This window comes from Enterococcus sp. DIV0800, assembly GCF_050559735.1.
Classification (GTDB): domain Bacteria; phylum Bacillota; class Bacilli; order Lactobacillales; family Enterococcaceae; genus Enterococcus_A; species Enterococcus_A devriesei.
This window is the reverse complement of the sequence record NZ_CP187898.1, coordinates 1,739,399-1,759,794: the sequence shown is the minus strand read 5'-3', so window position 1 is coordinate 1,759,794 and position 20,396 is coordinate 1,739,399. Positions and strand designations below refer to the sequence as shown.

Genomic DNA, 20,396 nt, shown 5'->3' with positions numbered 1-20,396 from the left:
ATGAGGTGAACAGAAAAATGGCACTAACTCCATTAGACATTCAAAACAAAAGTTTCTCCACTAAAATGCGTGGCTATAATCAAGATGAAGTTGATGACTTTTTAGATATGATCGTTCGTGATTATGAAGAAAGTATCGCGAAAAATCGTGAATTAGAAAAATCATTGAAGCATGCTGAAGAAAAATTAGAATACTTCAACGAATTGAAGGAAGCCTTGAATCAATCAATCGTTGTAGCACAAGATACTGCTGATAAAGTAAAATCTTCTGCAAGCAAGGAATCTGAAGTGATTGTTACTTCAGCTCAAAACCGTGCGGATGAAATGATTTCTAATGCGATGCAAAAAGCAAATCTATTAACCACCACAGCAGAAGACAAAGCGAAAGAAATCTTAACCGATGCAACTTCAAACGCTCGTCAATTGGCTGCTGAAACCAACGATTTGAAGAAAAAAACACGGGTCTTCCACCAACAATTATTGTTGTTGTTAGAGACACAAATCGATCAAGCTCGCAGCGGCGATTGGGAAGAAATATTGAAACCAATGTCTGCATACGTTGGCGATGGACATGAAGTTTTGAAAGAAGTCCTATCGAATGAACTTGACAATGATACAGTGAATGCAGTAGACTCAGATGAACCAATCGTGCTTGATGAGCCGAAAGATGAGGACATGGGCCTAACGATTGATATACCTGAATTAATTAAATCAGACGAAGAATAATTCTAGAACAGAAAAGCTGATTAGATTTCTTTTTAGCGAGCCGATGATAGTGAAAGTTCGGTAGACCCTCTAATTAGAAAGATCCTCTAGGACATTCAGCTGTGAAAAGAAGTAGCAGTTGACGACTCATCTCGTTACCGATGACAAGAGGAAACATTAGTTTCAAATTTTGGGTGGTACCACGACAAGCTCGTCCCTATGCGGATGAGCTTGTTTTTTTGCGAGTTCCACTTTGCGCAACGCGCAATTAGTGGAATCGTATGTGTGGTGACGATAAGAGCATTTTTCGTTTTTAGAAAAATATCACCTTTATTGAGAGCTAACAGTCAGTTTTTCAATCGTATCACCAAGTAATACTTAGTTTTATAAACATGCTTTTCTTAATTGAATGGCTTAGATTATTAAAAGGAGACGATCAATAGTGAAAACAAAAGAAACCCTTCAGCTAGGGAAAACAGGTTTTCCAATGCGGGGCAATTTACCAAACCGCGAAGGACAATGGGAAAAAGAGTGGGAAGAAAATAAAATTTATGAGAAGCGTCAAGCATTAAATGAAGGCAAACCATCTTTCGTTTTACATGATGGCCCTCCATATGCCAACGGGAATATCCACATTGGTCATGCCTTAAATAAAATTAGTAAAGACATCATTGTTCGTTCAAAATCTATGTCTGGTTTTCGGGCACCCTATGTTCCAGGTTGGGACACTCACGGACTGCCAATTGAACAAGTTTTAGCCAATAAAGGCATCAAACGTAAAGAAATGACGATGGCGGAGTACCGCAAAAAATGTGAAGAATATGCCTTGTCACAAGTGGATAAACAACGCGAAGATTTTAAACGTTTAGGAATCGCCGGCGAATGGGATCATCCATATATCACATTGACACCGGATTATGAAGCTGCGGAAATTCGTGTCTTTGGTAAAATGGCGGAAAAAGGCTATATTTATAAAGGCTTGAAACCTATTTATTGGTCACCATCAAGTGAATCTTCTTTAGCTGAAGCGGAAGTTGAATATAAGGATGTAAAATCGGCTTCGATTTATGTGGCTTTCAAAGTTAAAGACGGCAAAGGAATCTTAGATAATGATACGTCATTTATTATCTGGACCACCACACCATGGACCTTGCCAGCTAACCAAGGAATCTCTGTGAATCCAGCCTATACTTACGTAGTTGTGGAAGCAGCCGGAGCAAAATATGTGATCGCGAAGGATCTATTAGAGACAGTAGCGAAAGAATTGGAATGGACAGACCCGAAAGTCCTGAAGGAAGTTGCTGGTAAAGAACTTGAATACATGACTGCCCAACATCCATTTTATGATCGCGAATCATTAGTCATCTTAGGCGACCATGTCACGTTAGATGCTGGTACTGGTTTGGTTCATACGGCGCCTGGTCATGGTGAGGACGATTACTTTGCCTGGAAAAAATACCGCAATGACATCATTTCACCAGTGGATAATCGCGGAGTCATGACGGCAGACGCTCCTGGTTTTGAAGGAGTATTCTACGAGAAGGTCAATCCAATGGTGACTGAGCTGTTAGAAAAAAATGGCGCGTTGTTGAAATTGGAATTCTTTACTCACAGCTATCCACATGACTGGCGGACGAAGAAACCAATCATTTATCGGGCAACTCCACAATGGTTTGCATCGATTGATAAATTCCGTCAAGATATTTTAGATGAAATTGAAAAAGTTGATTGGATCATTCCTTGGGGCAAAACACGTTTGTATAATATGATCCGTGATCGCGGTGATTGGGTTATTTCTCGTCAACGTGCTTGGGGTGTACCATTGCCAATTTTTTATGGTGAGGACGGCGAAGCAATCATCACACCAGAAACAACGGAACACGTCGCGCAATTATTTGCGGAACATGGTTCGAATATTTGGTTTGAGCGTGAGGCAAAGGAATTGTTACCTGAAGGGTTCACGCACCCAAGTTCGCCAAATGGTGAGTTTACCAAAGAAAAAGACATCATGGATGTTTGGTTTGATTCTGGTTCTTCTCATGAAGCTGTTTTACGTCAACGGGAAAACTTAACCTTCCCAGCGGATATGTATTTAGAAGGATCGGACCAATACCGTGGCTGGTTCAACTCAAGTATTACAACGAGTGTAGCGATCAACGGTGTAGCACCATATAAATCAGTTCTTTCTCAAGGTTTTACTTTAGATGGTGAAGGCCGTAAAATGAGTAAATCGTTAGGCAATACGATCGTTCCAGGGAAAGTCATCAATCAAATGGGTGCCGATATCTTGCGTCTATGGGTCAGCAGTGTGGATTACGAAGCAGATGTGCGAGTTTCAATGGATATCTTGAACCAAGTATCTGAAGTCTATCGCAAAATCCGTAACACGATGCGTTTCTTATTGGCAAATACGACGGACTTTGAACCGACTCAACACACCGTTGCTTACGACGAGTTGCGCTCGGTGGATAAATACATGTTGGTTCGTTTAAATGAAGTGATCAAAACGATTCGTGAAGACGGCTATGAGAAATATGACTTTACACAAATTTATAAAACAGTTGTTAACTTCTTAACGGTTGATTTGTCTTCCTTCTATTTAGATTTTGCGAAGGATGTCGTTTACATCCAAGCAGAAGACAGCTATGAACGCCGTTGTATGCAAACCGTATTCTATCAAGCGGCTGTTGCCTTGACGAAGCTTTTGACACCAATTATTCCTCATACGACCGAAGAAATCTGGTCATACTTAAAAGAGGACGAAGAGTATGTTCAATTAGCGGAATTACCAAGCTATGAAGCATTCGCGAATCAAGCGGAATTGTTGGATACTTGGAAGGCCTTCATGGATTTCCGTGACAATGTTCTGAAAGCTTTGGAAGAAGCGCGGAATGAAAAAGTTATCGGAAAATCATTGGAAGCAAAAGTAACAATCTATCCAAATGAACAAGTCGCAACGATGTTGACCGCACTTGATGCCGATCTAGCGCAGTTATTGATCGTTTCACCTGATTCGTTCAGCATTTCAAAAGAAGCTGCACCAGAGAATGCGAAGGCATTCGATGATGTTGCGATCCTAGTAGAAAAAGCTGAAGGTGAAGTTTGTGACCGCTGTCGTCAAGTTCGTACGACAGTCGGTGAAGACGAAAAATTACCAACCTTATGTGCTTCATGTGCTCATATCGTGGAAGAACATTATCCAGAAGCTGTCGCAGAAGGATTAGAATAAGCCTATATAATAGAAGAAACCCGGGTCGAATTGCTGACCCGGGTTTCTTTGTGCATAAAAAAGAAGCTGAGAAAAATCGCTCAGCTTCAATCAGGCTAGTTTAGTTTACCACGTTCACGATACCATTGATCTGGCTGCCATGCCCATTCGTGCCCATTTTTCGCTAACAGATCAAAGGCAGATTGGGGGCCCATGGTTCCAGCAGCGTAGTTTGGAAAGCCTGGTGTTGTTTTGTCCCAAGTGTGACGGATGCGGTCAACGATTTCCCATGAGTTTGCAACTTCGTCCCAATGAGAAAAGTTGGTAGCATCACCATTTAGAGCATCTAGTAATAATTTTTCGTAAGCCTCAGGACTATTTTCTGTCACTTCAGCGCTTTGACGGAAGTCTAATTTGACCGGTTCCGTATTAAAGCCTTGGCCAATTTTTTTGCCATTTAAGGTCAAGGAGAACCCTTCTGTTGGTTGAATATAAATCGTCAAAATATTTTGCGGCAAGTCAGCGCCTTTGGCTTCTTCTTGTTCAAAATTAAAGACATTGACTGGTAATTGTTTGAACACGATATTGATTCGGGTACCTTTTTCGGTCATCCGTTTACCGGTGCGAATATAGAAAGGAACACCTGACCAGCGGAAGTTATCGATTAAGAATTTACCAGCTACGAAAGTTTCCATCAGGGAATCTTCAGCGACTTTAGGCTCGTCGTGATACGCGACAAAATCTTTACCATCTAACGTTCCGGCGTCATATTGTCCACGGACGAAATTTTGTAAAACTTCTTCTGACGAATAGCGGCGAATCGCTTCTAAAGCTTTGACTTTTTCTTGGCGAATCGAGGAATTTGAAAAAGAAGTCGGAACTTCCATCGCTAATAAGGCAACAACTTGCAGGATGTGATTTTGAACCATATCTTTCAAGGCACCACTTTGTTCATAATAGCCGCCTCGATCCTCTACGCCTAACGCTTCGGAAAAAGTGATTTGGATATTTTCAATATAGCGGTTGTTCCAAAGGGATTCGAAGATATTATTACCAAAACGAATCACGGAAATATTTTGAATCATTTCTTTGCCTAAGTAATGATCAATCCGGAAAATGTCTTCTTCTGGAAAGACATTGCGGATTTGTTGATTCAATTCAGCCGCGGAATCGTAGTCAAAGCCAAAAGGTTTTTCGATCACTAAACGATTATAGCCAGTTGTTGTCAAAATCTCTTGAGACTTCAAATGATTAACGATCGTACCGAAAAATTGAGGTGCCATCGCCAAGTAATATATCCGATTGCCTTGCAAACCATATTGTTCGTCTAATTTGTCAGATAAGTCCTTTAGTTGATCGTAATGCTTGGTATCATTCACGTCATGGGATAAATAATAAAAGTGGCTGGCAAAATCTTTCTTTTCTTCATCGGTAGGATTCAAATCTTTGATTTTATCACAAACGATCTCGCGGTAGTGATCGTCGCTCCAAGGTCTTCTAGCCGTGCCAATCACAGCAAAGTGTTCAGCGAGATTGCCTTTTTTATACAAGCGAAACAACGAAGGATACAATTTCCGTTGTGCTAGATCGCCGGTTCCGCCAAATATCGTAAATAATGCAGCTTGTTCCATAAAGTTACGCTCCTCGTAGTTAGTAGTGATTACATAAGTGCTAATTCTGCCCTGGAGGTCACCGCTTCCAAGGACAGACAAACTCAAATCTTATAGGGCATCAACGAAGATCGTTGATGCGGCTTTATAACTGATTGATACCTCTTTTTGTTGGTTTTGTAAAGTAATTGGCCCTTCATAAGCAGCGACATTCGTGATGGTAAATTCTTCGTGGATTTTTACGCCTAAGTCCATCAAATAATCCAGCAGCTCCTTCTCGTCTAAGACACGGGCGATGCGGATCTGAGTTCCTTCAGAATAGTTCGCTAAAGTCATTCGTTCCTTTTCATGGACTGTTTGATCCTGCTGAGGGATCATGCCTCCATGAGGACAGAAGGTGGGGTGGCTTAAATAATTGTCCAATCTCTCTTCCAATTGAGGAGACGTCACATGCTCTAAGACTTCTGCTTCTTCATGGACTTCATTCCAGGAATAGCCGAGATGATCGACTAAGAACACTTCCCATAAACGATGTTTGCGGACTAAGGCACTGGCCTTTTTCAAACCAGCTGGCGTTAACTGTACTCCTTGATAAGGGGAGTGTTCCACCAAGCCTTCTTTGACTAATTTATTGATCATTTCGCTGACCGAAGCTCCAGAAATGGATAAACCGGCAACGATTTTTTTATTGCTGACCTTTTTTTCGTCGCCACCTAATTCTAATATTAATTTTAAATAATCTTCGCGGTTCGGTGTCATTGATGTTCATCCTTTCATAACGAAGCATATCAGATTTAGTTTATCAAAAAAATCTTTTTATTTCCATTTGATTGGATTTTTATTTTAAAGACACAGAGATGTTATAACGGCGGTAATTAAAAAAAAGTTCTTAGAAAACTTGCACAATCGTTATAAAAAGGGTAGGATATTAAAAATAAATGAGAATTGTCAAACTATTTAAAGGATTGATGTGAATGTTAAAGGAACAGTATACCAAAGCCCCGACCTTGTATGATCCTGCTTTTGAAAAGGATGCATGTGGTATGGGCTTTATTGCTCAAATGCAGGGCAAAAAGTCCCGTCAATTGGTGGAGTATGCATTAACGATGTTAGAACGAATGAACCATCGAGGTGGTACCGGCGCAGAACCTGAGACAGGGGACGGAGCGGGTATCTTAGCGACAATTCCCGACAAGTTTTTTCAAAGAGAAGCACAAAAGTTTGGGGCTCAGCTACCAGAGAAGTCGCAATATGCGGTAGGAATGTTTTTCCTGCCAACGGAAGAGAAGCAGAAGCTAGGCTTGTTGAAAGCTTTAGTCACTGAAATTGAAGCGGCGGGTTATCCCGTTATTTGGCAACGCGATGTTCCTTTTCAATACGAAAACTGTGGGCCAGGTGCGCAAAAAGTCATGCCTAGCTTTGTGCAGTTATTCATTAAGCGACGAGTAGATGTAGCAACGGATCGTGAGTTTGAAGATCGTTTGTTCCGTCTGCGCCGAAAACTAGAAAAAATTTATCATGCTGGCGAGTTTTCGATCTGTAGTTTATCCGCTAAAACGATCGTCTATAAAGGCATGCTCCATGCTTATCAAGTGGGAATCTTTTATGATGATTTAAAGGACCAAGATTTTGAAGCGAGTATCGCAGTTGTTCATTCACGCTTTTCTACCAATACTTTTCCTAGCTGGGATCGAGCACAGCCGTTTCGTTTCTTGGCTCATAATGGAGAGATTAATACCTTACGAGGTTCAGAAAATTGGATGAAGAGTCATGATATTGAAGTTTATAATGAAGAAGATTCAGATTCTGCCAAACTGGAAAACTGTATGGAATATCTTTACCGCAACGGTCGTGATATTCCTCACGCACTGATGATGATGGTACCAGAAGCTTGGTCGGAAGAAGCCAACTTAGGCGAAGAAATGACCGCTTTTCAAGAATACAATGCCAGCTTCATGGCTCCTTGGGACGGTCCGGCAGCTTTGTGTTTCACCGATGGTGAGATGGTGGGAGCGACCTTGGACCGGAATGGCTTACGACCTTCTCGTTATTCGATTACGAAGGATGGGTTTGTACAGGTGGCTTCTGAATCCGGCGTCGTCGACTTCGCGCCTTCCAATGTAATTGAAAAAGGGGTTTTAGGACCCGCTAACATGATCTTAGTTGATACGACGAAGGGCAAGTTTTATCGTAATCAAGAAATCAAAGAAAAATATGCGAAGGCTCATCATTATCGTGAATGGTTGACGGAGCACAGAATTGCCTTAACAGAGTTGCCTGAGGTGGAAGCCGCACCGCTGGAATTATCGGAAAAAGAATTGCAGACGATGTGGAAGCTGAATGGTTACACGGATGAGATTATTCGTGGGGCTTTATTACCAATGGCGGAAAAAGGGGAAGAACCGGTTCTTTCAATGGGCTTTGATTCTCCGTTAGCCGTGTTAAGTGACAAGCCGCAATCTTTGTTTACTTATTTCAAACAACAATTCGCCCAAGTTACCAACCCGCCAATCGACGCGATTCGCGAACAGCTTGTGATCGGGGCGGAAATGTTTTTAGGCCGTGATGGCGATGTGCGAGTGGATCAGGCTGAAAATTGTCAAAAATTAAAAATCAACAGTCCGGTATTAAGCACTAGTGACTTCCAAAAGATTCAACAACTAGCTACCAAGCAGCAAAAAGTCGTGACTGTTTCGACCTTGTATCGTGTTGGCGCGCGAAATGCTTTAGAAGACAGCTTGGAGCAGATGTTTAAAGAAGCGGAAGGAGCCGTTGATGCAGGAGCGACGATCTTAATCTTAAGTGACCGCGGGTTTGCTTCAGACAAAATGGCGCTGCCAATCTTGTTGGCTGTTTCTGGGCTGCACAATCATTTAGTTCGCAAAGGAAAAGCTTCTCACGTGAGTCTAGTGGTAGACTCTGGGGAAGTTTGCGAAGTCCATCATTTCGCGACCTTGATCGGTTACGGAGCCAGTGGTATTCATCCTTATGGTGCTTACGCGACCTTGGAAACCTTTGAGATTGAAAATGGCTTGGAAAATTATCGTAAAGCAGCGGAAAAAGGCATCGTCAAAGTCATGTCCCGCATGGGGATCTCGACGATCGCCGGTTACCATGGGGCTCAGCTTTTTGAAGTAGTGGGTATTAGTCAACAGGTGACGGATAAATACTTTACTGGAACAGCCAGCCGAATTGGTGGACTGTCCTTGATCCAGATTGAAGAAGAATATTTGACCCGGCACGAAGCTGCTTATGGCTCGCGTCAAAATGATCTACTGGCTTCTGGCGGCAGTTTCCAATATAAGGCAGACGGAGAGCATCATTTATTCAATCCTAAAACGATCTATAATTTCCAGCAAGCAGTTCGTGCAGGTGATTATCAGTTGTTCAAGCATTATGTCGATCAAATGAATCAAGAAGCGCTGGATGAACCAACGTCCTTGCGTTCGCTTTGGGAATTTAAAAACGAGCGACCAGCGGTAAAATTATCTGAGGTGGAACCGGCGAGTAAAATCGTGAAACGTTTCAAAGTCGGCGCGATGTCTTATGGTTCTTTAAGTGAAGAAGCTCATCAATGTATCGCTGAGGCGATGAATGCGATTGGGGCAAAATCCAATAGTGGTGAAGGCGGCGAACATCGCAAACGGTTCAAAGCGCAAGCGGATGGTAAGAATTTTAATAGTAAGATCAAACAAGTGGCTTCTGGTCGTTTCGGGGTCAATGCTGAGTATTTAATGAGCGCAGAAGAATTACAAATCAAAATGGCGCAAGGAGCGAAACCGGGAGAAGGCGGACAGTTGCCGGGGAATAAGGTCTTTCCATGGGTAGCAGAGATTCGCGGCTCGACACCAGGTGTCCGACTGATCTCGCCACCACCTCATCACGATATTTATTCGATTGAGGATCTGGCGCAGCTGATCTATGACCTAAAGGCAATCAATCCGTATGCCAAGATCAATGTTAAATTGGTTTCAAGCACCGGAGTCGGTACGATCGCTACCGGAGTGGTGAAAGCAGGCGCCGATGTCGTTGTGATCTCTGGTTACGACGGCGGAACCGGGGCTTCGCCGCGAAATTCGATTCGGGATGCCGGGTTACCGTGGGAAATGGGTGTCGCTGAAGCCCATCAAACCTTGGCAATGAACAATCTACGTCAACGAATGACGTTAGAAACAGATGGTAAGCTGATGACTGGTCGGGATGTCGCGATGGCGATCTTATTAGGGGCTGAGGAATATAGTTTTGCTTCATTGGCGCTAGTTGCAATCGGCTGCGTCATGATGCGGGTCTGCAGCTTGAATACGTGTCCGGTCGGGGTAGCAACCCAAAATCCAGCCTTACGGAAATTCTTTGTTGGTAAACCTGAACACTTAATTAATATGATGCATTTTATCGCGGAGGATTTACGGGAGATCATGGCGGAACTCGGTTTTAGAAGTATTGACGAAATGATCGGTCACACCGAAGTCTTACAGCCTCGTTTTATTGCAAAGGGCAAAGCCAAATCATTAGATTTTTCCCGCATCTTTTCAACTAGCGTGGGGATTCAACGAAAGACGGAAGATCCCTTCAAAGAAAAACGGGAATGGCCTGAATTGGATCATTTCGCAGAAGGTGCCATCATAAATGGTGAATTAGTGGAGATGACTTATCCAATCAACAACGTCAATCGCACAGTCGGCGCACGAATGGGCGGTTGGATCGCGGAACGTTTCGGCAATTATGCGTTAACGCCGGGTCAAATCAAATATACGTATACAGGAATTGCGGGTCAAAGCTTTGGTTCATTCATTACGCAAGGAATGGAATTGAAATTGATTGGCGAAGGCAATGACTATGTAGGCAAAGGGTTGAGTGGTGGACGCTTGATTATCGTTCCACCGGAGGATGCGGCATATGATGTTGAAAATTCTCCAATCGTAGGAAATGTCGTTTGCTTTGGTGCCAATCGCGGTGAAGGTTATTTCCGCGGCAAAGCGGGAGAACGTTTCTGTGTCCGCAATAGTGGAGCCAATGTTGTGGTAGAAGGCGTCGGCGATCATGGCTGTGAATACATGACCGGTGGTGTTGCGGTAATCTTAGGACCAACCGGCCGAAACTTTGCGGCGGGGATGTCCGGGGGTGTCGCTTATGTCTATGATCCGACTGGGACCTTTGCTGAAAAATGCAATCTGGAAATGGTGGAGCTCTTTACATTCGGCGAGTCAGGTGATGACGGCGTTCTGAAAGAAATGATCAAAAAACATTTTGCTTATACCGATTCCTTGAAGGCGGCACAATTATTGAATGATTGGGAGACAGCGCAAAAGCACTTTGTCAAAGTCTATCCAAGAGAATACCATGAAATGATTCGGGTCACTGAAGAGCTGGCGAAAACTGGCTTAACAGGTGAGGAATTGATTGAAAAAGCCTTTGTTGAGGTGATCGGTGAACAAACCGCACCGGCTGGAAAGGAGCGTGGCTAAGATGGCGGATCCATTTGGATTTTTAAAATATGCCCGGAAGGATAATCCCTATCGTCCGGTAGAAGAACGGGTCAAGGATTGGCAAGAGCTGCAAACTCCTTTAAGTGTGGAAGAGCGGCAAGAGCAAGCAGCTCGTTGTATGAACTGTGGCATTCCCTTTTGCCATACCGGGATCTTTTACGGGGGCAAACGCGCGGTCTCAGGTTGTCCCAACGATAATTTGATTCCTGAATGGAACGACTTCGTTTATCGCGGGGATTTTAAAAATGCTTTTGAGCGGTTAGCTAAGACCAATCCGTTGCCTGAAATGACGGGACGGGTTTGCCCAGCACCTTGTGAGAAATCCTGTACCGAGGGCTTGAACGGAGCTGGAGTTGCGATTCATGACAATGAGCGCTTTATTATTGATAATGCCTTTGAGCAGGATTGGGTCAAAGCAGACGGCATGCCGGTGGAACGAACCAATTTTACCGTTGCGGTGATTGGTTCCGGGCCTGCGGGGCTTTCAGCCGCATGGCGTTTAAATCAGCTAGGTCATCAAGTAACCGTGTATGAACGTAGCGATCGTGCCGGAGGATTACTGATGTATGGTATTCCAAACATGAAGCTTGATAAAGACATCGTACAACGTCGAATCGATGTGATGGAAGCGGTAGGAATCACCTTTGTGCTGAATACCGAAGTCGGTGTCGACGTTACGGCAGAAGAACTACAGGGAAAATACGATCGCGTGATTGTTGCTAGTGGTGCTAGTGTGCCACGAGATTTGAAAATCAAAGGCCGCGAGTTACATGGTATTCAGTTTGCGGTGGATTATTTGACGGATTGTACGAAAGATGTGCTGAAGCATGGCAAAGAGGCCACCAGTAAAAAACTGGCAGGTAAGCACGTTGTAGTCATTGGCGGCGGCGATACCGGGAATGACTGTATTGGTTCCGCGATTCGTCAAGGTGCGGCTTCTGTTAAGCAGTTGGAGATCACGCCACAATTACCGCCTGAACGGACAGCAAATAATCCTTGGCCGGAATACTCGATGGTGGATCGCACAGGCTATGGTCAGGAAGAAGGCCTGCTGGGAAATAAGGAATTGACTTATTACAACACCTCAACGACTGCCTTTGTCGGAGCCGAACGGGGACAAGTAATTGCCATCGAAACGACAAAAGTCAACAATCGTTTCCAACCAGTAGCTGGAACGGAGCAAGTTTTAAAGGCTGATTTAGTTTTATTGGCGATGGGCTTTACCGGCGCAGAGAAAAGCTTGTTAGATGCTTTTGATGTGCAAGAAATCTACGAAGATTACACGACTAACAATGAAAAAGTCTATGTAGCTGGTGATGCTAGAAGAGGACCAAGCTTGGTAATTTGGGGTATTCGTGAAGGCCGTAAAGCTGCAGAAAACGTCGATCAAATGCTACGGACGTTGATCTATCAGTAAACAAAAAAGGTGTGCCGATTATTGCATCGGTACACCTTTTTTTGGCAGATTGAGCGTTGTTGGTACAAGTGTCAGAGAAATATCATCTAGTTCATCGTACAAAGTATCTGGGGTTCCATTTTTAGTCTTGATGATTAAATGGTAACCAAATTGATCTTGGATCGCTAGTTTTTGTTCACTTAACTCAATCAGTTGGTAAATGATGGCACTGCCATCTAAAATAATCGATAGATCAGGATAAATCGTGATTGTGTGGAGTCTTTTCTCGTGGGGATGAGAAAATTCCCAAGAACCGACGTACAAGCTATTCAGCTCCTGCGTTTCATGCCTGCGCGCTAGCTTCGCTCCTGCCGCCGCAATCCCAAGAGAGGTTAGAAAAAAAGGCCACTTTAATCTCATCAAAAAAACTCCTTTCTCAATCTTAATGTACAAATTTTAAAAAAATTTGCTCTATTTTCGAGCCGTATACCATTCTGCTAATCTGCTAAAGCAGAAAGAAGAACTGGCATCCTTTCTCAATCTTAGTACACAAATTTAAAAATGGCTCACTTTAAGTCTGATGCCATTCGGCTAAACATCCACAAATAAATAATTTTTTTAATTAAATAGCGTATAATTACCTGATGTAAAGCGAAACAAGCGTCGTTCACATCTTGTTTGTTATACTATATAATAAAGTCCGTGATCTTTCCATCAGGCTTAAGGACTATTTAACTTTTTTTAGAAGGATTTAGATAAAATGAATTACTCAGAGATCCATTTAGCAAGCTTTATTGAAAGAAGCAATCGATTTATTGCCCGTTGTCGCTTGATTGAGACGGGAGAAGAAATTATCACTCACGTCAAAAACACGGGCCGGAACAAGGAATTATTTTTAACGGATGCGTTGGTCGCGGTCAATCATCAGCCCTCGGTCAAGCGTAAGACCGCCTATGATTTAGTCGCGGTACGAAAAGGCGAGATGTGGATCAACATTGATTCTCAGATTCCCAACGTCTTAGCAGCTGAAGGAATTTTAGCTGGAAAAATTGTGCTGCCAGGCTTGCGCGGCGCCATCACCTTTCTGAAACGTGAATATACGTTTGAGCACTCAAAATTTGATATTTATTTTGAGACCGATCAACAAGAAAAAGGCTTTGTGGAAGTCAAAGGGATGACGCTGGAAAATCAGGGCATCGGCGCATTTCCGGATGCACCGACTTTGCGAGGCTTAAAGCATGTGGAAGAACTGCGGGTCGCACAGGCGATGGGCTATCATAGTTATGTTTTATTTGTCGTACAGTTCCCAACGGTTTCACGAGCGACGATTCATCGTCATATGCAGCCGGCACTGTATTTTGCGGTGGAGGGGGCATTGGCAGACGGCGTCACGGTTTTAGCGTATAATTGTGACGTAGATCAACAAAGTATTTCAATCAAACAGGCAGTTCCTTTTGATTTAACACAAAAATTTATTGACCCTAATCAATGAAAGGTGGAACAAGTATGATCAATTTAGGAATTATCGGTACCAACTGGATTACGGACCAATTTGTCCAAGCTGCTCACCAAACTGGCAGCTACCAGCTTGCGGCGGTTTACTCACGACGTTTAGAGACCGCTCAAAAATTTGGCGAAAACTATGGAGATGTGGAATATGCGACGGATTTGGTTACTTTTTTTGCGATCCAGCATGTTGATACGGTGTATATCGCATCGCCAAATAGTCTGCACTTTGAACAAGCGAAGCAGGCTATTTTAGCGGGAAAAAATATCATCGTTGAAAAACCCGCCTTTTCCACGCCGCAAGAAATGGACGAAATCATCGAACTGGCGAATCAGCAACGTGTTTTCTTTTTTGAGGCAGCCCGTAATATTCATGAGCAGGCCTTTAAAACCATCGCTGATTTTCTGCCGTTAAAGGATCGAACGATCGGTGCGGATTTTAGTTTCATGAAGTATTCTTCACGGTATGATCAAGTCTTAGACGGCGAAGAACCAAATATCTTTTCCCCTCATTTTTCTGGCGGAGCCTTAGTCGATTTAGGCGTATACCCGATTTATGCGGCACTAGCTTGGTTTGGGATGCCTAATGAGAGCTTGTATTTTGCAAAAAAAATTCAAACGGATGTTGATGGAATCGGCACGGGAATTTTGCGTTACGAAGAATTTGATGTGACCATTCGTACGGGGAAAATTAGTGACAGCTATCAACCAGCAGAGATCTATTTAAGTAATGGGACGTTAGTACTGGACGCGATTCACTCTATCGATGAAGCCGTCTTCCATGACCGTGATCATCAGCGAAAAATAAAATTAAGTGTGCAGCGGGTAGAAAATCCAATGGTTGAAGAAGCGGCGGCGTTTGCTGAAGTAATTTTGAACCCAACGGATCGAACATTAGGAACGAATTATGAAGAGTGGGTGGAATTGGCCCGCAATGTCAACCAAGTGTTGTATGATATGAGAAAAAGTGTAGGCATCGTTTTTGATGCCGACGAGAAATAGAGGAAATTATGGATAGTCAAACATTTGTGCCATTTTTACAAAAGAATTGGACAGAAGCTGGATTTCAACAGCCAGCATTGATCCAAAATAAAGTCTTTTCACCCATCACCGAAGGAAAAAATTTAGTCGGGATCGCCCCCACCGGAAGCGGCAAGACCCTAGCTTACTTATTGCCCTTACTTAACCAATTAGAAGTCGGTGTAGCTAGTCAAATCCTAGTCTTGACGTCATCACAGGAACTGGCGATGCAAGTCGTGGAAGTCGCCCGTAAATGGTTAGCGGGATCAGGCATGAAGGCGCAGCCTTTGATCGGCGGAGCCAATGTCAAACGCCAGCAAGAAGCCCTAAAGAAGAAACCGGAAGTGCTGATTGGTACGCCAGGACGAGTATTAGAATTAATCACCGCCAAAAAAATCAAGGCGGCCAATATCAAAACGCTGGTCTTTGATGAAGTGGATCAATTAATTCAAGGACAAAGCCTGCAACTGATCCAAAAGATCATGAAAGCCGCCGATAATCAGGCGCAACGCTTATATTTTTCTGCTACGGCGGATGTCGTGCTGGATGAATTGAAAAAACTTGAAACGGATTTAGAAGTGGTAGACGTTTCTAAAGAAGACAAGAGTCAAGGCGAAGTTCAACATTTCTATTTAGAAACGACGGATCGTAAGAAGGTGGATCAATTGCGTCGTTTATTGAATTTGCCGGAATTTTGGGGCATGATCTTTTTCAATCAGCTAAGCGATATGGGCAGTGGTGAAGAAAAATTAGCCTTTCATCAATTGCCAGTTGTTAGTCTAGCTTCAGATCAGTCAAAAATCGCTCGTAAAAACGCGATTGAACAATTTAAAAAACAGCAGGCACAAGGCTTATTGACCACCGATTTGGCAAGCCGCGGCTTAGACATCGAGTCACTGCCGTTTGTCATCAATGTAGACGTGCCATTAAGTGAAGAAAGCTATCTGCATCGAGCAGGGCGTGTGGGCCGAATGGGGCAATCCGGGGTCGTAATCACATTAGTTAGCCCGCAGGAGAAGGCGGACTTAACGAAGATCGCTAAAAAATTAGCGCTTCAGTTGGCACCGATTTATTTATTTGGCGGCGAGTTATTGACGGAAGAGCCAGTAAGACAAGCTGATCCAAAAAAGAAGAAACCAAAGAAAAGCAAAGGGAAAAGACGAAAATAAGTCTTTTCCTTTTTTTGATTTGATCAGCAATGAAAAATCTTAATTATAAAATAGACTTATTAAATCTTCGACGGCGCTTGCGAAAATAAGTTAAAATCGCTACAATAATAGAGATTCATATCAAGCCTGTTCTCGTAGCTCAGTAGGATAGAGCGATCGCCTCCTAAGCGATAGGTCGCTGGTTCGATTCCAGTCGGGAACATTATTAAATCTGCCAAAAACCACTGTTCATTAGGTTTTTGGTTTTTTTTTGGTCAACTTTAAAAAATGGTTTAGCAAAAGTTTACTTGTGGACAAGTGCTTGATCTAAATTTGACAACTGTATTCTTCGATTTAGCACATTATTACAAAAATAACATTAAAAAATGTTGAAAAAAACGAAATTGAGATTATAATTCGATTAATAATAAAAAAGATGTTGAAGAGAAGAGTAGCTTTTAAAGCTGTTACAGAGACCTCGGTTGGTGAAAAAGAGGGCAGTCAGAAAAAAGTGAAGATGAGCTCTGAGTTTTCTAAACGGTTTACGCTGTTTAGACGGAAGTACCCGTTAGCGTACCGAGTTTCAATTGGAACTGTCGAGGTGTTGCTCTGTAAAGACAACATAAATAAGGGTGGTAACGCGTATTCGTCGTCCCTTTGTCAATTTATTGGCAAAGGGCGGCTTTTTTTTGTTTCAAGAAAGAAGGAAGAGCATGGAAATCGATCAATTTATTAATGATTACGCAATAGAGCGCAAACAAACAAATTCACTGAAATGGGATGCTTTAGACGAGCGATATGGGGATTCAGAACTCTTGCCGTTGTGGGTAGCAGATACAGAATTTAAAACGCCTAAACCTGTGATAGCAGCTTTAGAAACGCGAATTCGTCACGGCATTTTTGGCTATTCGATTGTGCCAGATGATTACTTTGAAGCGTACGAAGGGTGGCAAAAACGTCATGAAAAAACACCATTTCAAGCAAATTGGTTGTCTTTTTCCACAGGTGTCGTGCAATCATTGTATGATTTGGTTGCTTGTTTTACGGAAGTTGGGGAGAGTATATTGATTCAGCCCCCGGTATATTATCCCTTCTTTAATGCCATTAAAGATCAGAAACGTAAGCTGGTGACTTCAGAGCTGATTCAAAAAGATAGTCATTATCAAATGGATCTAGTTGATTTTGAAAACAAACTACTAACAGAACAAGTAAAAGTATTTATTCTCTGCTCACCTCATAATCCAGTCGGGCGTGTGTGGAGTGAAGAAGAGCTTAGAAGGGTCTTAACGCTTTGTAATCAATATGGTGTTCTAGTCATTGCCGATGAAATTCATTCTGACTTGGTTTTTAAGCCCTTTACTTCGACAATCACGGTAGCCGAAGCAGCATCTTTAGAAAATTTGATTGTTTGTAATGCACCATCAAAAACGTTTAACCTAGCTTCTTTACTAACTTCTCACGTTTGGATTCCAAGTGTCGAGAAGCGAAAACAATATAGTGCTTGGTCACAAGCCCATCGGCAAACAGAAAATAGCTCATTAGGACAACTAGCAGCTAAAGCTGCTTATGAAACCGGGGATGATTGGCTTCAAGGGTTATTATCGGTAGTAGAATACAATTACACACTGGCTAAAAAAAAATTAACTAAAAATTTGCCACAAATTAGAATCAGTGAACTAGAAGGAACTTACTTGCTGTGGCTAGACTTGACAGCTCTGATTCCAGCAAGTGAGGTAAAAGAGTTCGTTCAAGACCAAGCTAGGCTGGCTGTCGATTATGGTGAATGGTTCTCGGCTACTGCGAAATCTTTCATACGATTAAATCTAGCCACCTCTCCTCTAAATATTCAAATTGCTTGTGATCGTCTGATTGCTGCCATGAAAGGAAGATAGATATGTGTAAATTAAAAATTTCAACTGATTTAGCTCAATTAGGAAACAAAGCCGACCAAACGACAGGGGCAATTAGTTCCCCGATTTATTTATCAACAACGTACTCTCATCCAAAACTGGGTCAAAGCACGGGATATGATTACACTCGGACGAAAAATCCGACTCGTGATATTTTAGAAACTGGGTTAGCCAGACTGGAAAATGGAGCTCGGGCAGTGGTTACTAGTTCTGGAATGAGCGCGATTCAGTTAGTTTTTCAATTATTTGAAAGTGGTAGTAAATTTTTGGTTTCCCGGGATCTTTATGGTGGAACATTTCGTTTTTTCAACGACCTAGAGGAAAAGGGGATTGCCAAATTTCGCTACTTTGATGATTTTGTTAGTTTAAAAACTCAGTACGATAGTGCAATTACGGCTGTTTTTTTAGAAACACCAACGAATCCATTGATGAATGAGATCGATATTAAGAAAGTGAGCCAACTCCTTAAAGATACGAAGACTCAATTAATTGTAGACAATACCTTTTTGACACCTTTAAGACAAAAGCCGTTGGATCTAGGTGCTGATGTAGTCATTCATTCGGGCACGAAATATTTAACTGGGCATAATGATGTACTGGCCGGTGTTGTAGTAGCAAAGGAACCGGATTTAGGCGAAAGGATTGCTTGGATAGCGAATACGACAGGTCCCACACTATCTAGCTTTGATTGTTGGCTATTTATTCGCAGTCTAAAAACATTTCCGTTGCGATTTAATCGCCAAGAAGAAAATGCTCAAAAGATTGTTAAAAGATTAGAACAACATCCTAGTCTTAAAAGGATTGCTTATCCAGGAAAGGGCGGTATGATCAGTTTTTACGTGAAAGACGAACAAAGAATAGCACCATTTTTAGCAAAATTAAAGGTGATTACGTTTGCTGAAAGTTTAGGAGGTGTTGAAAGTTTAATTACCTATCCAACTACTCAAACGCATGCTGATATCCCGCAAGTACTACGTGAGTCTTACGGATTGACATCAGATTTACTTCGGCTGTCTGTTGGAATTGAAGATAGTGATGATTTAATTACGGATTTAGAACAAGCGTTAACCGTGTTCGATTAGGAGGAGCTTGATGGACGTAGGAGCAATCAACGAAAGTATTCCATTATACCTAAAGGGTTTGAAAGTTACCTTGGTCCTAGGATTAGCCGGGATTATTTCAGCCTTACTGATAGGATTTCTAATTGCACTGATCCGCTATTTTGAGATTCCTTATTTGAACCCAGTAACAAAGGCTTATATTGAACTTTCGCGAAATACACCATTGTTGATCCAATTATTCTTTCTATATTATGGATTACCTAAAGTTGGTATACCAATAGGAAAATATACTGCCGCAATTATCGGATTATCATTTTTGGGAGGAGCGTATATGGAGGAAGCCTTACGTGCAAGTTTTGAGTATGTGCCAACGGTCCAAATTGAATCGGGGAAATCGTTAGGCTTTGATGCTTTTCAGTTAACAACGCTCGTGATTTTACCACAAGGATTACCTCTTTCTATTCCAAGTGTTGGTGCTAATTGTATCTTTTTATTAAAGGAGACCTCAGTTTTTAGTGCGATTTCAATAATGGATTTAACCAATGTAACCAAGGACTTAATTGGAATGTATTATCTGACCAAGGAATTTCTATTAATGTTAGTCATCAGTTATATGATTTTGATTTTACCATTGGTCGTTATCGTCTATTGGCTGGAAAGGAGAGCGAGGGTTGCTAATGCAGGGCTTTAATATTTTGTTTGATGGAAATAATTTTAATCGTCTAATGGGAGGTATGTTAGAGGTCATTAAGCTTTCAGCGATTTCTCTCATGATTGGTTTAATGCTGGGCATTTTATTTGGGTTAATTCGCACGAGTAAAAATCCGCTGATCCGTATGTTTTTTCGACTTTATCTAGAGCTTTTTCGCATTGTGCCATTGCTAGCTCTATTATTCGTCTTCTACTATTTATTACCTGAAGCATTGAATAAAGATATTTCTAATCAAGCGGTTTCGATTTTGGTCTTTGTGTTATGGATCTCAGCTGAGATGAGCGATCTGGTTCGTAGCGGCCTACAAAGCGTGCCAAAGAGTCAAGTTGAGATTGGAAAAGCATTAGGTTTTACTGGTTGGCAACAATTTTATTACATTTTGGCTCCTCAAAGTGTCCAATCAGTTTTGCCCGCAACGATTAATTTAGTTACTCGCGTGATAAAAACAACGAGTTTGCTAATGATGATCGGGGTAACAGAAATGATTCGTGTAGGAACTCAAATTATTGAGCATTACACAGTAAAAGTTCCAAGTATAAGTCTTTGGGTATATGGATTTATTTTCGGCTTATATTTTATTATATGTTATCCCTTAAGTCGATGGGCGCAGAAATTAGAAAAAAGGGCGGTGTAAA

General features: G+C 42.1%; 14 protein-coding genes, 1 tRNA gene and 1 other annotated feature. Of the genes, 12 read left to right on the top strand and 3 right to left on the bottom strand.

All coding sequences use genetic code 11. The annotated features are described in order from the left end of the window. Positions 1–17: 17 nt before the first annotated feature. The gene (locus IGI54_RS08545; protein WP_071860880.1) at positions 18–725 is read left to right on the top strand and encodes a DivIVA domain-containing protein; all 708 of its coding nucleotides are present in this window, start codon (positions 18–20) and stop codon (positions 723–725) included. A gap of 421 nt (positions 726–1,146) precedes the next feature. After that, complete coding sequence (gene ileS, locus IGI54_RS08540) at positions 1,147–3,933, top strand: isoleucine--tRNA ligase (RefSeq protein ID WP_430620454.1); 2,787 nt, start codon at positions 1,147–1,149, stop codon at positions 3,931–3,933. A gap of 95 nt (positions 3,934–4,028) precedes the next feature. On the opposite strand, the gene zwf is transcribed toward ileS, so the two are convergent. Together zwf and IGI54_RS08530 are read right to left on the bottom strand one after the other, a co-directional pair. Then, a complete protein-coding gene (gene zwf, locus IGI54_RS08535; protein ID WP_430620453.1) occupies positions 4,029–5,543 on the bottom strand; it encodes a glucose-6-phosphate dehydrogenase in 1,515 nt (504 codons plus the stop codon). Positions 5,544–5,633: 90 nt separating this feature from the next. After that, complete coding sequence (locus IGI54_RS08530; RefSeq protein WP_216428447.1) at positions 5,634–6,281, bottom strand: metal-dependent transcriptional regulator; 648 nt, start codon at positions 6,279–6,281, stop codon at positions 5,634–5,636. A 215-nt stretch (positions 6,282–6,496) separates the two neighbouring features. Here IGI54_RS08530 and gltB point away from each other — a divergent pair, with 215 nt between their 5' ends. After that, a complete protein-coding gene (gltB, locus tag IGI54_RS08525) occupies positions 6,497–10,987 on the top strand; it encodes a glutamate synthase large subunit (RefSeq protein ID WP_430620452.1) in 4,491 nt (1,496 codons plus the stop codon). A 1-nt stretch (position 10,988) separates the two neighbouring features. After that, positions 10,989–12,425 (top strand): glutamate synthase subunit beta, encoded by a 1,437-nt coding sequence (locus IGI54_RS08520; RefSeq protein WP_430620451.1) that lies wholly within the window; start codon positions 10,989–10,991, stop codon positions 12,423–12,425. A gap of 18 nt (positions 12,426–12,443) precedes the next feature. On the opposite strand, the gene IGI54_RS08515 is transcribed toward IGI54_RS08520, so the two are convergent. Then, entirely contained in the window at positions 12,444–12,824 is a 381-nt protein-coding gene (locus tag IGI54_RS08515) for a DUF4828 domain-containing protein (protein ID WP_137612662.1), read from the bottom strand. 340 nt (positions 12,825–13,164) lie between these two features. Here IGI54_RS08515 and sfsA point away from each other — a divergent pair, with 340 nt between their 5' ends. The 8 genes from sfsA to IGI54_RS08475 all read left to right on the top strand — a co-directional run bounded on the left by sfsA (position 13,165) and on the right by IGI54_RS08475 (position 20,395). After that, complete coding sequence (gene sfsA, locus IGI54_RS08510; protein ID WP_430620450.1) at positions 13,165–13,896, top strand: DNA/RNA nuclease SfsA; 732 nt, start codon at positions 13,165–13,167, stop codon at positions 13,894–13,896. A gap of 14 nt (positions 13,897–13,910) precedes the next feature. Next, complete coding sequence (locus IGI54_RS08505) at positions 13,911–14,912, top strand: Gfo/Idh/MocA family protein (protein WP_430620449.1); 1,002 nt, start codon at positions 13,911–13,913, stop codon at positions 14,910–14,912. Positions 14,913–14,920: 8 nt separating this feature from the next. Beyond that, a complete protein-coding gene (locus tag IGI54_RS08500) occupies positions 14,921–16,099 on the top strand; it encodes a DEAD/DEAH box helicase (protein ID WP_430620448.1) in 1,179 nt (392 codons plus the stop codon). A 128-nt stretch (positions 16,100–16,227) separates the two neighbouring features. Continuing rightward, positions 16,228–16,301, top strand: a tRNA-Arg gene (locus IGI54_RS08495). A gap of 207 nt (positions 16,302–16,508) precedes the next feature. Next, positions 16,509–16,738, top strand: a binding site (T-box leader). 53 nt (positions 16,739–16,791) lie between these two features. Beyond that, positions 16,792–17,970 (top strand): MalY/PatB family protein, encoded by a 1,179-nt coding sequence (locus IGI54_RS08490; protein WP_430620447.1) that lies wholly within the window; start codon positions 16,792–16,794, stop codon positions 17,968–17,970. Positions 17,971–17,972: 2 nt separating this feature from the next. Next, positions 17,973–19,070, top strand: coding sequence for a PLP-dependent transferase (locus tag IGI54_RS08485; protein WP_430620446.1), 1,098 nt, complete (start codon positions 17,973–17,975; stop codon positions 19,068–19,070). A 10-nt stretch (positions 19,071–19,080) separates the two neighbouring features. Further along, complete coding sequence (locus IGI54_RS08480; protein WP_430620445.1) at positions 19,081–19,740, top strand: amino acid ABC transporter permease; 660 nt, start codon at positions 19,081–19,083, stop codon at positions 19,738–19,740. Further along, positions 19,727–20,395, top strand: coding sequence for an amino acid ABC transporter permease (locus IGI54_RS08475; RefSeq protein WP_430620444.1), 669 nt, complete (start codon positions 19,727–19,729; stop codon positions 20,393–20,395). The genes IGI54_RS08480 and IGI54_RS08475 overlap by 14 nt, the downstream gene beginning before the upstream one ends. The last annotated feature ends 1 nt before the right edge of the window (position 20,396 follow it).

Coding starts and splice junctions, on each gene's coding strand:
- IGI54_RS08545 (WP_071860880.1), top strand. CDS start 18: ATGGCACTAACTCCATTAGACATTCAAAACAAAAGTTTCTCCACTAAA.
- zwf (WP_430620453.1), bottom strand. CDS start 5,543: ATGGAACAAGCTGCATTATTTACGATATTTGGCGGAACCGGCGATCTA.
- IGI54_RS08530 (WP_216428447.1), bottom strand. CDS start 6,281: ATGACACCGAACCGCGAAGATTATTTAAAATTAATATTAGAATTAGGT.
- gltB (WP_430620452.1), top strand. CDS start 6,497: ATGTTAAAGGAACAGTATACCAAAGCCCCGACCTTGTATGATCCTGCT.
- IGI54_RS08520 (WP_430620451.1), top strand. CDS start 10,989: ATGGCGGATCCATTTGGATTTTTAAAATATGCCCGGAAGGATAATCCC.
- IGI54_RS08515 (WP_137612662.1), bottom strand. CDS start 12,824: ATGAGATTAAAGTGGCCTTTTTTTCTAACCTCTCTTGGGATTGCGGCG.
- sfsA (WP_430620450.1), top strand. CDS start 13,165: ATGAATTACTCAGAGATCCATTTAGCAAGCTTTATTGAAAGAAGCAAT.
- IGI54_RS08505 (WP_430620449.1), top strand. CDS start 13,911: ATGATCAATTTAGGAATTATCGGTACCAACTGGATTACGGACCAATTT.
- IGI54_RS08500 (WP_430620448.1), top strand. CDS start 14,921: ATGGATAGTCAAACATTTGTGCCATTTTTACAAAAGAATTGGACAGAA.
- IGI54_RS08490 (WP_430620447.1), top strand. CDS start 16,792: ATGGAAATCGATCAATTTATTAATGATTACGCAATAGAGCGCAAACAA.
- IGI54_RS08485 (WP_430620446.1), top strand. CDS start 17,973: ATGTGTAAATTAAAAATTTCAACTGATTTAGCTCAATTAGGAAACAAA.
- IGI54_RS08480 (WP_430620445.1), top strand. CDS start 19,081: ATGGACGTAGGAGCAATCAACGAAAGTATTCCATTATACCTAAAGGGT.
- IGI54_RS08475 (WP_430620444.1), top strand. CDS start 19,727: ATGCAGGGCTTTAATATTTTGTTTGATGGAAATAATTTTAATCGTCTA.